The 14,512-nt window shown below is 32.9% G+C and carries 16 protein-coding genes; 6 read left to right on the top strand and 10 right to left on the bottom strand.

Annotation, left to right across the window (positions count from 1 at the left end; genetic code table 11):
- Positions 1-294 precede the first annotated feature (294 nt).
- From FQU23_RS06210 to FQU23_RS06190, 5 genes are all read left to right on the top strand, one after another.
- A complete protein-coding gene (locus FQU23_RS06210; RefSeq protein WP_147673100.1) occupies positions 295-834 on the top strand; it encodes a lysozyme inhibitor LprI family protein in 540 nt (179 codons plus the stop codon).
- A gap of 187 nt (positions 835-1,021) precedes the next feature.
- Positions 1,022-2,020 carry a glycosyltransferase gene (locus FQU23_RS06205; protein ID WP_147673099.1) on the top strand — a complete coding sequence of 333 codons (999 nt, stop codon included), beginning with the start codon at positions 1,022-1,024 and terminating at the stop codon, positions 2,018-2,020.
- A 2-nt stretch (positions 2,021-2,022) separates the two neighbouring features.
- The gene (coaE, locus tag FQU23_RS06200; protein WP_147673098.1) at positions 2,023-2,619 is read left to right on the top strand and encodes a dephospho-CoA kinase; all 597 of its coding nucleotides are present in this window, start codon (positions 2,023-2,025) and stop codon (positions 2,617-2,619) included.
- 59 nt (positions 2,620-2,678) lie between these two features.
- On the top strand, positions 2,679-4,262 hold the full coding sequence (locus FQU23_RS06195; RefSeq protein WP_147673097.1) for a sensor histidine kinase: 1,584 nt from the start codon (positions 2,679-2,681) through the stop codon (positions 4,260-4,262).
- Between the two features lie 22 nt (positions 4,263-4,284).
- Positions 4,285-5,001, top strand: coding sequence for a response regulator transcription factor (locus FQU23_RS06190; protein WP_132109517.1), 717 nt, complete (start codon positions 4,285-4,287; stop codon positions 4,999-5,001).
- Between the two features lie 66 nt (positions 5,002-5,067).
- Here FQU23_RS06190 and FQU23_RS06185 read toward each other — a convergent pair whose 3' ends face one another.
- The 9 genes from FQU23_RS06185 to FQU23_RS06150 form a co-directional block, all read right to left on the bottom strand.
- A complete protein-coding gene (locus FQU23_RS06185; protein WP_147673096.1) occupies positions 5,068-5,808 on the bottom strand; it encodes an acyl-[acyl-carrier-protein] thioesterase in 741 nt (246 codons plus the stop codon).
- Between the two features lie 61 nt (positions 5,809-5,869).
- A complete protein-coding gene (gene miaA, locus FQU23_RS06180) occupies positions 5,870-6,787 on the bottom strand; it encodes a tRNA (adenosine(37)-N6)-dimethylallyltransferase MiaA (protein WP_147673095.1) in 918 nt (305 codons plus the stop codon).
- A gap of 156 nt (positions 6,788-6,943) precedes the next feature.
- Complete coding sequence (locus FQU23_RS06175) at positions 6,944-7,780, bottom strand: ion transporter (protein WP_147673094.1); 837 nt, start codon at positions 7,778-7,780, stop codon at positions 6,944-6,946.
- A 28-nt stretch (positions 7,781-7,808) separates the two neighbouring features.
- Positions 7,809-9,170: an exonuclease domain-containing protein gene (locus tag FQU23_RS06170; protein ID WP_147673093.1), complete on the bottom strand. Its 1,362-nt coding sequence runs from the start codon at positions 9,168-9,170 to the stop codon at positions 7,809-7,811.
- 200 nt (positions 9,171-9,370) lie between these two features.
- A complete protein-coding gene (locus FQU23_RS16165) occupies positions 9,371-9,547 on the bottom strand; it encodes a four helix bundle protein (protein WP_317165185.1) in 177 nt (58 codons plus the stop codon).
- Positions 9,544-9,681 carry a hypothetical protein gene (locus FQU23_RS16160; protein ID WP_245181075.1) on the bottom strand — a complete coding sequence of 46 codons (138 nt, stop codon included), beginning with the start codon at positions 9,679-9,681 and terminating at the stop codon, positions 9,544-9,546. The genes FQU23_RS16165 and FQU23_RS16160 overlap by 4 nt, the downstream gene beginning before the upstream one ends.
- 49 nt (positions 9,682-9,730) lie before the next feature.
- Positions 9,731-10,390 carry a YggS family pyridoxal phosphate-dependent enzyme gene (locus tag FQU23_RS06160; RefSeq protein ID WP_147673092.1) on the bottom strand — a complete coding sequence of 220 codons (660 nt, stop codon included), beginning with the start codon at positions 10,388-10,390 and terminating at the stop codon, positions 9,731-9,733.
- A 323-nt stretch (positions 10,391-10,713) separates the two neighbouring features.
- On the bottom strand, positions 10,714-11,601 hold the full coding sequence (locus FQU23_RS06155) for a 3-hydroxyacyl-CoA dehydrogenase family protein (RefSeq protein ID WP_147673091.1): 888 nt from the start codon (positions 11,599-11,601) through the stop codon (positions 10,714-10,716).
- A 59-nt stretch (positions 11,602-11,660) separates the two neighbouring features.
- On the bottom strand, positions 11,661-12,626 hold the full coding sequence (locus FQU23_RS06150; protein ID WP_147673090.1) for a Gfo/Idh/MocA family protein: 966 nt from the start codon (positions 12,624-12,626) through the stop codon (positions 11,661-11,663).
- A gap of 154 nt (positions 12,627-12,780) precedes the next feature.
- On the opposite strand from FQU23_RS06150, the gene FQU23_RS06145 reads away from it, so the two are divergent.
- Positions 12,781-13,422, top strand: coding sequence for a protein-L-isoaspartate(D-aspartate) O-methyltransferase (locus FQU23_RS06145; RefSeq protein ID WP_147673089.1), 642 nt, complete (start codon positions 12,781-12,783; stop codon positions 13,420-13,422).
- Between the two features lie 28 nt (positions 13,423-13,450).
- Here FQU23_RS06145 and FQU23_RS06140 read toward each other — a convergent pair whose 3' ends face one another.
- On the bottom strand, positions 13,451-14,500 hold the full coding sequence (locus tag FQU23_RS06140; protein ID WP_147673088.1) for a Fic family protein: 1,050 nt from the start codon (positions 14,498-14,500) through the stop codon (positions 13,451-13,453).
- Between the last annotated feature and the right edge of the window lie 12 nt (positions 14,501-14,512).

Genomic DNA, 14,512 nt, shown 5'->3' with positions numbered 1-14,512 from the left:
AAGATGTAGTTTGATAAAATTCCTCCTCCGTACTAATAAAAAACTTATTGCTTGTCTTTTAGCTTAAAGACTTCATAGTAATTTTTAAGCTAAAGTAATATTATATACATCTCATTGCGTTAGAATACGGTTTTTGCTAATTATAAAGTGGACTACTTTAGTAGAATCTCCTTTTTAATATAATTTTAGCTATTAATTTTATATCAATTGCTTACTTTAGTTCAATTGTTAACGCAATGGTATTTTCGAAACAGAAGATGCTCCTATTGTGTTGTAACTCATAAAAATTATATAATGAAAAATCGACTATTATTACTTTTACTATTATTGGTGACTTTTGCCCATGCACAAACAGAACTTACAAATTCAAAACTAGCCGAAATAAAAGTTCAAGTAGATAAACAAACGGTTAAATTCAGAGATTCCTTGACAAAAGTGAATGACGGTGCAGACCTTAAATTAGATATTGAATTTAAAACAGACCTGTACCGGGTTGAAAAATTAGCAGATAAGAAAGTTGCGATTGATTATACCACTTCAGGAATGACTAACGCTATTGTTGAACTCAATAAAGATTACGATAAATTACTGAATAAATATTATGCCATTTTGATAAAAAAACTAGTACCGAAGGATCAAGAAAAATTAAAAGTAGCGCAAAGAAATTGGATTAAATTTAGAGATAGTGAAATTCAGCTTATCGGAATTGTTTCTAAAACAGAATATTCTGGTGGTGGATCCATTCAAAGTAATATTATGGCGGGTAGAATAAGTGATTTAACAAAAAATCGATTGTATAGTATTAAAGAGCATCTCAATCAATTTCTAGATTAGAATCGAAAGTAAATTCGAGCAAATTAGTTAAGGATTTTGGAAGTAATAAAAATGTAGGAATAACAAGAAGAGGCTTACTTTAATTTTATAACGAACCATCAATTAGTAGTTGATGGTTTTTTTATTGAGATAGTATATCTTTGTCGAAAAATTCCCTTATTACACTAATTAATCCCAGTATAGAAATATGTTTTTTTCTTTAATTATTCCAGTATACAATAGACCTGAGGAAGTTGATGAACTATTAGAAAGTTTATCAAAATCACCATATAATGAAGATTTTGAAGTTGTGATTGTAGAAGACGGTTCTTCAGTGAAGTGTGAGGATGTTGTAAAAAAATACGACAGTAAATTAACTATTGCCTATTATTATAAAGACAATTCAGGACCTGGTGATTCCAGAAACTACGGAATGAAAAAAGCCAAAGGTGATTACTTTATTATTTTTGATTCTGATTGTATTATTCCAACCCAATATCTTCTTGAAGTTGATAAAGCTTTAAAACTAAATTATGTAGATTGCTTCGGTGGTCCTGATCGTGCTCTTGATAGTTTTTCAGATATTCAAAAGGCAATCAACTTTGCGATGACTTCTTTTCTTACAACTGGTGGAATAAGAGGCGGTTCTGAAAAAATAGATAAGTTCCAACCTAGAAGTTTTAATATGGGATTGTCTAGAAAAGCATTTGAAGCATCAAATGGCTTTGGAAACATCCATCCCGGTGAAGATCCAGACCTATCAATCCGATTGTGGAATTTAGGTTTTGAAACCAAACTCTTTCCTGATGCGTATGTTTATCATAAAAGAAGGATTGATTGGGACAAGTTTTCTATACAAGTTAATAAATTTGGTAAAGCCAGACCGATACTTAACAGTTGGTATCCGCAGTACAATAAAATCACCTTCTTTTTTCCGTCTGTTTTTATTATTGGATTTGCGGTCGCAGTGCTGTCTCTGATTTTCAATTTTGACGCATTACTTAAATTGTATTTTATTTACTTTTTGGTACTATTTTTGGTGTCAACTTATCAGAATAAAAGTATTAAAATTGGCTATTTATCAGTAGTAGCGGTTTGGAAACAATTTTATGGTTACGGAATAGGTTTTATAGAATCATTTGTAAAAATTATTATTCTAAAACAAAAACCACAAGTAGCTTTTCCTGAATTATTTTTTAAAGTTTAAGTATGACTAGAATTATAGGATTGACTGGAGGTATCGGAAGTGGAAAGACTACAATAGCAAATCATTTTAAAACTTTAGGAATTCCTGTTTACATAGCAGATGACGAAGCTCGAAAAATTATGCAAACTTCAGTAGTTATCGATGCTATTAAAAAGACATTTGGTGAGACACTTTTTGAAGGAGAAGTATTAAATAGAGATAAGCTTGCTCAAATAGTGTTTAACGACCCAGAAAAACTGCAGCAACTCAATGAGATTGTTCATCCGGCGGTAAAACGACATTTTAAACAATGGCTTTTAGAACATAAGGCGTTTCCAATCGTAGTTTATGAAGCTGCTATATTATTTGAGAGTGGAAGTTACAAAGATTTCGATGTAATTATTACCGTTACGGCCCCAGTAGAATCAAGGATTCAAAGAGTAATGACGCGGGATAAAACTTCACGAGAGCAAGTTTTAGGTAGAATAAATTCACAATGGACTGATGAACAGCGCGTTTCAAAAAGTGACTATGTGATTGAAAATATCGAAATTGAAAATGCTAAAAGAGATACAGAAAATATTCTTAAAATTTTGAGGATTAAACAAAATGAGTATTAGATGTTAATGTTTGGTTAATACATTATCATTCATATTGTTAAAATGTTAATTTTGAACCGATGAATAAACTTTTTTTTAGATTACTAGTTTTATTGATGAGTTTATCCTTAATAGGGATAATTCTAGTTCAGGTGTATTGGTTTAATACATCATTTAAAAATAATGATGAACAATTTAAATTTCACGTAACACAAGTTATTGGTAACGTTGCCGATAAGCTTCAAAAACAAGAAGCGTATAGTTTTTATGACAAATACAATCGCATAAAAGATAGTACTGGGAAAACACCAAAAAAAGAAGATTTAACAGAGTTTTATTACGTACAAAGAAATACGAAAACAAATAAAACTATTGTCTATTCAAATAGTGTTATTTCTGAGGATTACGATATTTCATCTTCATTATTTAATAAAAAGTTTAATAATGAAAAGTTCAAAAATTTTAGTTCTAAACGAGTAACTGAGGTTTATAACAATAATACAGTTGATAAATCAAGTTTGTCTAATAATCTACTTCCTGATGTAACGGTTGAAAAATCAGGTAATCTAGATGTTTTGGATAAAGTACAATTTGAAATCTCTTACAAGGATATTGCCGCGGCAATGCCATTAAATGAAAGAGTTTCTAAAGAGGAACTTCAAAAATTAATAAAAAAGGAATTAGAAGAATACGGTGTAAATACAAAATTTGAATTCGGAATTTACAGTAATGGTATTGCTACAAACGTAAAATCTCCTGAATTTAAGTACGATAAAGAATTAACCTATTCTATACCTATTTATACTGATAACGAAGGAAATGAAAAATACAAGTTATTAGTTAGTTTTCCGCACAAGAAAAAGTTCTTATTGTCTGAATTGATTAGTATAACTGTTTTATCGATCATTTTTACGTTAATTATTATTGTGGCTTATACAAGTGCTTTAAATCAATTGATACGCCAACGTCAAATTTCTGAAATCAAAACGGATTTTATTAATAATATGACACATGAGTTTAAAACACCTATAGCCACAATCAATTTGGCTTTGGATGCGATTAAAAACCCAAAGATAATAGACGATAAGGAGAAGGTTTTCAAGTACCTGCAGATGATTCGAGACGAAAATAAACGGATGCATGCCCAAGTTGAAAATGTTTTACGAATTTCTAAACTCGAGAAAAAAGAGCTCGATATAGATAAGGAATCGAGTAATGTGGAAGAGGTTATTCTTGACGCTATAGAACACGTTAATTTAATTCTAGAGGATCGAGAAGGACAGATAAAGACTCATTTTGATGCTAGCAGAAAGACAGCATTAATGAATGATGTACACTTTACAAATGTGATTGTAAATGTATTAGAAAATGCTATTAAATACTCTCCTGATGTACCTGATATTGATGTGTATACAGAAAACATTAAAGATATGATCCTTATTAAAGTAAAGGATAAAGGATTAGGAATGAGTAAGGTAGCTCAAAAAAGAGTTTTTGAAAAATTCTATAGAGAACATACCGGAAATATACATAATGTAAAAGGTCACGGTTTAGGTTTGGCTTATGTTAAAAGAATTGTAGAAGACCATAACGGTCAGATATATGTAGAAAGTGAGAAGGGAAAAGGAAGTACCTTCATTATAAAATTACCTTTAATAAATTAAGATACCACTAATATAATAGAACATGGAAAATATAAATAAAAAAATACTTTTAGTAGAAGACGACCTTAATTTTGGTGCGGTACTTAAAGATTATTTAATGTTAAATGATTTTGAAGTTACTTTAGCTAAAAACGGTATGGAAGGATTTGAAAAATTCAAGAAAGATACTTATGACTTATGTATTCTTGATGTAATGATGCCATACAAAGACGGATATACATTAGCGAAGGAGATAAGAGAGAAAAATAGCGAAGTGCCTATTATTTTCCTTACGGCAAAATCGATGAAAGAAGACGTTTTGAAAGGTTATAAAGCAGGAGCTGATGATTATTTGAACAAGCCTTTTGATTCAGAAGTACTTTTGATGAAGATAAAAGCGATCATTCAAAGAAAATCTTCTGATTCTAAAACAGAACAAGTTCAACATGAATTCAATATTGGGAAGTTTCATCTTAATTCTAAATTGAGATTTTTAACTTTTGACAATCAAGAACCAATAAAACTGTCTCCAAAAGAGAATGAGTTATTAAAAATGTTGATTCTTCATGAAAATGATTTAATGCCAAGAGAATTAGCCTTGACAAAAATATGGAGAGACGATAACTATTTCACATCTAGAAGTATGGACGTTTACATCGCTAAATTAAGAAAGTATCTTAAATTGGACGAAGATGTTGAAATTCTAAACATTCATGGTGAAGGATTTAGACTTGTTGTTAAGAACAAAGTAGAGAAATAAAATAGAAAAGGCTTCGAGAAATCGGAGCCTTTTTTTTTGGGGGGAGTTTTGTCGAAATGTTATTCTTTATTGCCAATTCAGTTGTAAAGCAAAACAGTTTTTATTCTCTTTTGTTATACTAAAGGTAGTGGATTCTTCACATAGATTCTCATGAATAATAACGGTGTCATTTAAGGAAAGTTCCTTCATGAAATTCATTTCAAAACTGCTCATCTTTTGATTGAGAATCAATTTATCGTCCACATGATCTAAGCACCATTCTAGGTATTTTACATTGTTGACGTGATTGACAATATCTAAATCAGATAAATAGACTACTTTTTCAAAAACAACTTCCTTCTCTGGATTAACGGTTATTTTGGAAAAACTTTCTTGCGTAGGGTTTCTTTCGGGATAGAGTTCGAAATGTTCATAAGGCAACGCCAATGCTTCCGGACGGCGTTTCTCTGTATTAAAAACGGCCCAAAAAGTTTCTGAACCTACTATTTTAACTCCATTTAAATGCATTTCTAAGGCACGCACAGAACGGGAGTTTTCTAGGGTGTTTATCCATGTTGTTACCGTTACAACGTCTCTCCATTTCGGAAGCGCGCTAATCTCAACACGCATTCTGCTTAATACCCATGCTTGGTCGAATTCCTGCATATCAGAAAAACTGATGCCACCCATATCTGAATGTGCCGCAGCTGTTAGTTGTAAAATATTGCACAAGTCAGTGTATTTTAAGTAGCCATTTGGCATGCATTGTGTAAAATTGATTTCCCAATCCTTACTTAAAATAGAAGTGAAATTTGGAGATATTGGCATGTAAGTTTAATTTTTAATACTTTAGAAACCAGTATGATACCGAGATTGCTAAAGTGCATTTTTATTTTATTGAATTGATGTAGCTAATAATAGCCTCATATGGAGTCTCAAAATCAAACCATTTTGTGCTTTCCTCTCTTTTGAACCAAGTGAGTTGGCGTTTAGCAAAACGTCGTGTGTTTTTCTTGATTTCTTCAATGGCAAATTCTAAGCTAAAATCGCCGTCTAGATAACTGAAGAGTTCTCGATAACCTACTGTTTGCAAGGCGTTCAGTTCTTTATTTGTGTACAATCCTTTGGCTTCTGCCAATAAACCTTCGCTTATCATGATATCAACCCGTTGGTTGATTCGGTTGTACATTAAGCTTCTTTCAGCTTCAAGAGCAATGAGAATAGGAGTGAAGCTACGTTCGTTCTTTTTCTGGTTTAAAAAGGAAGAATATGGCTGTCCTGCGCCAATGCAAACTTCTACAAAGCGCATCATGCGTTGTGGGTTTTGCAGAGTTTGTGGATTCTCATTTGTAATTTTATCGAAATATGCTAAATCGAGCGCTTTTAATTGCTCTTGTAAATAGATGATGCCTAATTTTTCATATTGCGCATTAACAGCTTCTCTTACTGAAGGATCAATTTCGGGAAAATCGTCAAATCCTTTTAAAATCGCATTAACATATAAACCAGAACCGCCTACTAGTACTACGTAGTCATTTGTCAGAAATAATTCCTCCATTTTTTTAATGGCTTCTTTTTCAAAATCACCTACACTGTAGTTTTCGAATATCGATTTGTTCTGAATAAAATGATGCGGAGCGGCAGCTAATTCGGTTGCTGATGGAACGGCAGTTCCAATTGTCATTTCCTTGAAAAATTGACGGCTGTCACAGGAAATGATTTCGCATTTATAATGATTAGCCAAGATTATACTCAAGGCTGTTTTTCCTATGGCTGTAGGTCCGACGATGGTGATTAGTTGTTTCATATTTATTTTTAGCCCAGATAGCAACGTAAACCCCGGACGATTGCAAGTTAGTATTTCTAAATGTAAAAGAGCGCCTTAGGAAGCTCCTTTTATGTCTTAGAAATACAACTTCCAGGCGGAGGAGTTGTAGTGAATAGCTGGAAATAGCTTCATAAATTAGTTAGTGGTAAAGGAATGTCCGCAATGAGGGCAATAATTAGCATCCTCAGGATGATCTTCGTTACCACAAGCACTGCATGGGTTTTTTGGTTTTACAGCAAGGTTTTGCGAACTTTTGGCTATTTCAGCAGTTACAATTCCAGTTGGTACCGCGATGATTCCGTAACCTAAAATCATTACTAAAGAGGCGATAAATTGACCTAATGGTGTAGCGGGGGAAATATCTCCATATCCAACGGTGGTTAAGGTCACGATTGTCCAATAGATACTGACAGGAATACTAGTAAATCCATTTTCTCGACCTTCTACAAGGAACATTATTGAGCCAATTAATATGGTGCTGATAAGAACAAAGTAGATAAAAACAATTATTTTTCCTCTACTTGCTTTAACGGCTTGGTTGAGTTGTGAGGATTGGGTTATAAACTTTGGATGGTTTAATATTTTGAATAATCGCAATAAACGTAAAGAACGAATGACAGTGAGAACACTTGTTCCCAGAACGAAAAATGAGAGATACATAGGGAGAATTGCAAGTAAATCGATAATACCGTAAAAGCTAATTATGTATTTCCAAGGCTTATTAATCGAAATGATTCTAAGCAGGTATTCCAGCGTAAATAATCCGGTGATAATCCATTCAAGTAATACTAAGGTACGATGGTACTTGGCGTCAAATCCACTAACGGTTTCCATCATCACTAAAAGGACACTCAGTACAATAAGACCTAGCAGAATTAAATCGAATAACCGACCCGCTTTTGTTCCAGTACCATGGATTATGATATTAACTTTTTGTCTAAAACGTTCGTATTTTGATTTTATATCAGGCATAAGAAAGCGTAGTATTTGGAATTTAATTTTAGAAATTAATGATTTTAAATCCTTTGTTTTTTCTAATATGCCCCTGAATAATTGTACGTGTATCTCGATTATTTTGCATTGGAACGATAATGTTTTTCAGGATTTCGATATTATTGATCTGATAATTTAAATCGTAAAAAACATAGCCTTTGTAAATACCGTTTTCGACTAAAACGGCACTGCGTTCATTGACAGTTCGCCCTTTTTCAACGATAATCATATTCTTGTTGTCAAATGAGCTTTGGGTGATAAAATTAGTTACTCTTGCGTTATACTCCAACGTCGTAATACTGCCAATACAAGCGCCATCACATTCATTAATGGTGTGGCGGTAACAGTTTGTTTTAGAAGTAGATAACCCAGTTAATTTATGGCATAACTTGAATTCATTTGTTATCGAAGTCAAGACATGATTGCCTTCTTGAGCGTTAACAAAAGAGAGGATTTCTTTTTTCCTACCGTCTGCTTTTGCAAGTTTCAAATTTAAATATCCAGTGGCATCTTTCTCGGAATAAATAGACCATGAATAAGTACTCTTTCTCGACATTCGGTTATAAATAGGTTTGTTTATCTTTATTTCCTCGGTTTCCTTTAAAAGGGCTATTAATTCACTTCCGGTTTCCTCAAAAGTTACCGTAAACACTTCAGCTTGAATTTTTTTAGCGCTTCGAGTTATTCCAGTAAAATGCTGATTCACTCTTTTTTTAATATTTTTACTTTTTCCTATAAATATTATTTTACCTTCCTTATTGTGAATGTAATAGACTCCTGTTCTTGAAGGTAAACTTTCAATAATATCCATTAATTTTGGAGCAATTCCTTTTTGTATTTCCGATTTAATGAGATCTTTGATAATTGCTTTTTCTAAATCTTTGTCCAGTAACATTTTAAATAATTTCACTGTAGCTAAGGCGTCGCCACTAGCGCGATGTCTGTCAGCCATTGGAATTCCTAAGGCTCTAACAAGTTTTCCTAAACTGTGAGAAGGTTGTTCCGGAAGTAATTTTTTAGATAATTCAACGGTGCAAAGTGTTCTTACATTATAATCATAACCTAAGCGACGAAACTCTGTTCGTAATATTCGGTAATCGAAATCGGCATTGTGTGCTACAAGTACGCAATTATTTGTCATTTCGATGATTCGTTTTGCAACTTCAAAAAACTTGGGAGCCGACTGTAACATGGCGTTATTAATCCCAGTTAATTTTACTACAAAGGGTTGAATTGGAATCTCAGGATTGACTAAACTTATGAATTGATCTATTATTTCATGACCATCATATTTGTATATGGCGATTTCAGTAATTCCTTCTTCATTGAATTGTCCTCCGGTGGTTTCTATGTCTAGTATTGCGTACATTGTCAATATCAATTTCAATTTTAAATAGCAATGCCAATATCAAACTTAATTTCAAAAAACAATATCAATTCCTAAAAAAGTAAAATTTGTATTTGTCTTTGTAATTGCAATTGTTATTGAAAAAACATTGTCATTATGATCGAATTATTTTTTATTATTAATCATTTTTGAAGTTATTGCGATAAGTTCTTCCACTTCTGTCAAAAGCTATTTTTTTCTTCTGAATCGCCTGCTTTTATATAATCAAGAGCTTTTAATGATTTTCTAGATTCTTTCAATTCCTTTACCGTTAATGAAGCTTTGAAAATAAAATCTTTGCTAGTTATCGTACCTTGGGCTTCTCCATAATTTAATGCAGCACTTCCCGAAGATCTTATAAGTTGGTTTTGTAATATTCGATTTCGTATGATTTTTCTAATTTTCTAACAAAGAAAATATATTCGCCAGCAAATCGAACCAAACGATCTTCAAAATTATAGATTTTATCAAAATTTGGTTCGTCAACTTCCATTGTTAATTATATTTTATTTTGAATTTCAGTTGTCATTGTCATTGAAATATCATCTCCCCCCAAATATACTACTTCCTATGCGAATCATCGTGCTTCCACATTCGATAGCCAGCTTATAATCGCCAGACATTCCCATCGAGAGCGTATTCAATTGACAGTTTTCAGAATGATGCGATTGTAATTTATCAAAAATGGATTTCAAATGCAAAAACTCCTTTTTTATTTGATCTTGGTTCTCTGTAAATGTGGCCATTCCCATTAATCCTGTGATTCGTATGTTTTTCATTTCCGCAAATTCAAGTGAAGCGAGAATAGCATTTAGTTCGTCTTCATCGAGACCAAATTTTGTTTCTTCCTCCGCAATATGCATTTGCAGTAAGCAATCAATAATTCTATTGTTTTTTAAAGCTTGTTTATTAATTTCATTGAGTAATTTAAAGCTGTCTACTCCATGAATCAAGCTGACAAATTCAGCCATAAATTTAACCTTATTTGTCTGAACATGACCTATCATGTGCCATTGAATATCTTTAGGCATTTGTTCCCATTTTTCAGTCATCTCCTGAATTTTGTTTTCACCGAAAATACGTTGACCCGCATCATAAGCTTCCATCAAATCTGGAATAGGTTTAGTTTTAGAAACAGCAACCAGCGTTAGCTGCTCTGCTAAGGTATTTTTTATCGAAAGTAAATTTTCAGCTATTGACATAGAGAGGGTTTTTATATATAAACTCTTTTAATCGAAATAAAGTTCATAGATGATTATGTGTTATTAGATTTAGAGTTAAAACAAGTCTTTTTTTTTGGGTATAATTTGAACAATATTCACCTAAGCTCTAATATTGTAATTGTTAGCAGCTAAAAGTATATATTGAACAGATGATTTTTTTTCAATTCGAAAGTAACAACTTTACGAAAAGTGTTATCATTAATAGAATACTCCGCTCTAAAAGGAATAATTCTGGACATTATTTATTGTTTTAAGTTGGTAGTTGCAATATTCAATAGAAACTACGACTACCAACTTTGACTTTACGCAAACTGTTTTGAGATTTTCTCTGCTTTTTTGCTCTCTGAATAATCGTAGAATCCTTCACCAGATTTCACTCCTAATTTTCCGGCGCGAACCATATTTACTAGTAGTGGGCAAGGAGCGTATTTTGGGTTTTTGAATCCGTCATACATTACGTTTAGAATGGCAAGACACACATCAAGACCTATGAAATCAGCTAATTGCAATGGTCCCATAGGATGGCCCATTCCTAGTTTCATTACCGTGTCAATCTCATATACACCAGCTACTTTATTGTATAATGTTTCGATAGCTTCATTGATCATTGGCATCAAAATTCTATTAGCGACAAAACCGGGGTAATCATTGACTTCGACTGGTGTCTTTCCTAACTTTTCTGAAAGCGTCATAATAGTTTTCGTCACTTCATCACTGGTGTTGTATCCACGGATGATTTCGACCAATTTCATGATAGGCACTGGATTCATAAAGTGCATACCAATAACGCGTTCGGGATGTGAAACTACCGCTCCAATTTGAGTTATAGAAATCGAAGATGTATTTGTTGCTAATATCGTATTGTGAGAACAAGCCTCATTCAATTGTTTGAAAATATTTAGCTTTAATTCTACATTCTCCGTTGCAGCTTCTACCACTAAATCCACACCTACAACTCCGTCTTTAATATCCGTGTAGGTAATTATATTTGTGATCGTTTTTACTTTGTCTTCTTGGGTAATAACTCCTTTTGAAATCATTCTATCTAAATTGGCAGCAATTGTCGCCATTCCTTTATCTAAAGATTTTTCAGATACATCAATTAATTTTACTGTAAAACCACTTTGGGCAAATGTATGGGCAATTCCATTTCCCATTGTTCCTGCACCGATTACTGCTATTATTTTCATTTATTGTATATTTAATTCTAAAGTTTTCTCGTTTAACTTTTAAATTTTGAAAGGCTGTTCTATTTCTTGAAACAATCGATAATTTGATGCGCAACTCGCAAAGCTTCTGTAGCTTGATCTAAAGTGACAATAGGTGCAGTATTATTATTTATTGCATCTGCAAATGTTTCCAGTTCCTCAAGAATGGCATTGTTTTGTTCCACATCAGGATTCGAAAAATAGATTTGTTTTTTTACTCCTTCGGCATTTTGCAAAATCATATCAAAATCACCTGGAGTTTCTGGTGCATCTTTCATTCTTACCACTTCGCATTTTTTCTCTAGGAAATCGACAGATATGTAGGCATCTTTTTGAAAGAAACGTGTTTTTCGCATGTTTTTCATCGAAATTCTACTGGCAGTTAAATTAGCAACGCATCCATTTTCAAATTCGATTCGGGCATTTGCAATATCGGGTGTATCGCTAATTACCGAGACTCCACTTGCACTTATGTTTTTTACTTTAGATTGTACTACGCTTAAAATCACATCGATATCATGGATCATTAAATCCAAAACTACAGGAACGTCTGTACCACGAGGATTGAACTCAGCCAAACGATGCGTTTCAATAAACATAGGTTTATCAATCATATTTTTAGTGGCGATAAATGCGGGATTGAAACGTTCCACATGTCCCACTTGTCCCTTAACATTATATTCATTTGCCAAAGCAATAATTTCTTCTGCTTCTTCAATCGTATTTGAAATGGGTTTTTCTATAAAAACGTGTTTACCAGATTTGATGGCAACTTTGGCACATTTATAATGGGAAAGGGTTGGAGTAACAATGTCTATTACGTCAACTGCATGAATAAGAGTCGCAATTGTACTAAAATGTTTGTATCCAAATTCTTTAGAAATTTTCTCGGCATTCTCTTGATTTGGATCGTAAAATCCAACTAATTCATATTTTTCAGACTGTTGTAATAAACGTAAATGTATTTTTCCTAGGTGTCCAGCACCTAATACTCCAATTTTCAGCATAATAATGTTGTTTCTACAAAAATAGCAATTAAAATTAAAAATCCATTTTTTAAAATAGCAAATTGCAATTAAACTAGTAATAATTTGATCTCGAATTTAGGACTTGTTTATTGGTATTTTTACTTCTATTTTTGCTAAAATAAAATAATAAACTTTGAAAGATACAGCCAAACATCAAGGACTTCGGAATCAATTAGTAAGCGTTTTAAGGGGAAAAGGGATTACCGATGTGAATGTGTTGGATGCGATTAAAAAGATACCGCGACACTTGTTTTTGAATTCCAGTTTTGAAGATTATGCCTATCAGGACAAGGCTTTCCCTATTGGTGCCGGTCAAACTATTTCGCAGCCTTACACGGTTGCTTTTCAATCTCAACTGTTAGAAATTAAAAAAGAGCACAAAGTATTAGAAATAGGAACTGGCTCTGGATATCAAACGGCAGTTTTATGTTTGATGGGAGCAAAGGTGTTCAGTGTGGAACGACAAAATGAATTGTTTAAACAGACTTCTACTTTGTTACCCAAATTAGGAATTCGTCCAAAACATCTTTCCTTTGGTGACGGATATAAAGGCTTACCAGGTTATGCTCCCTTTGACAGTATTATTGTTACTGCAGGAGCTCCTTTTATTCCGCAGCCGCTAATGGCGCAATTAAAAGTAGGAGGTAGGCTTGTGATTCCGTTAGGTGATACTGTACAGATTATGACTTTGCTAATTCGGGTAAATGAAACTCAGTTTGAGAAGCATGAGCTGGGCGAATTTAAATTCGTACCTTTATTAGAAGATAAAAATTAAAGTAAAGCCTCTTTAAAAAGGGGCTTTCTTATTGGCTAATAGTTCTAATGTTGTTTTCTAAACTTTCTTTCTCGATTTGAGCTAGATATAACGTGAAAGCATCATTATTTTCTTTAGAAATCGATTCTTTTAATGATTGGAAATACCTGTTGCGGCTGTCATTTTCAGCTTTAATGTTTGCAATCAGGTAACCATGCTGCAATAGCACAAAATTCATAATTAGCCGAGATACCTTTCCGTTTCCATTTATAAATGGGTGAATTGTAAGTATGCGCTGTTTTATTGTGGCAGCCAATATTATGGGATGTATTAGATTTTTATTCATTTCGTACCAATTGAAAAGAGCTTCTAATTCTAGTGGAATCGATGCCGGTTCACAAGGAGTAAAACTTCGATCCTTAATTGTGATCGACACAGCGCGGTAATGACCTGATTCTTTAGGAAGTACTCCTCTTAAAATAATAGCATGAATGGATAGCAGTTCTTTTTCAGTAAAAATTGTATTGCTTTCAACCTTATTTTTAATAAATGCAATTGCTTCTTGATGGTTAATTGCTTCTAGATGCTCGCGCATGCTTTTGCCAGAAATAGTTTGGCCTTCATTAACAACCGACTCAGTTTCTTCCAGCGAGAGTGTGTTTCCTTCCAGTGAATTAGTATTATAGGTGTATTCTATTTCTAAAGCCTCGGTGAAGCTATTATTTTCAATTTGTTTCGAAAGATTCAGTTTTGCTTTAAAAGAATCGATTTCATCTAAAAGTTGTTGGAGTACTGTTGATACTTTTTTAACTGTCGAGCTTGAATTTAATCTAATTTCTTCTTCTGCAGCACGTAAAGCTTTTAAAGCAAATTCATCATTACCTATTTCATGGATTATTTTTTCTTTCAACCAAGAAATCATAATTGTTTCATAATCAATATCTAATAGCGTAGCTAATTTTGAAACTTGATCTTTGGTTGGTTTTCGAGTTCCACTCTCAAATTTACTGATAAGTGCTTGGTCGATCCTTAAAAGTTGAGCTACTTCTCTTGTTTTAAGGTTCTTAAGCTCACGAGCCTCTTTGAGTAATGTTCTCATTTTTAAACTAGG

It is taken from the genome of Flavobacterium sp. XN-5, assembly GCF_008033395.2.
Classification (GTDB): domain Bacteria; phylum Bacteroidota; class Bacteroidia; order Flavobacteriales; family Flavobacteriaceae; genus Flavobacterium; species Flavobacterium hiemivividum.
The sequence above is the reverse complement of the archived record's forward strand: the minus strand, read 5'-3'. Positions and strand labels throughout refer to the sequence as shown.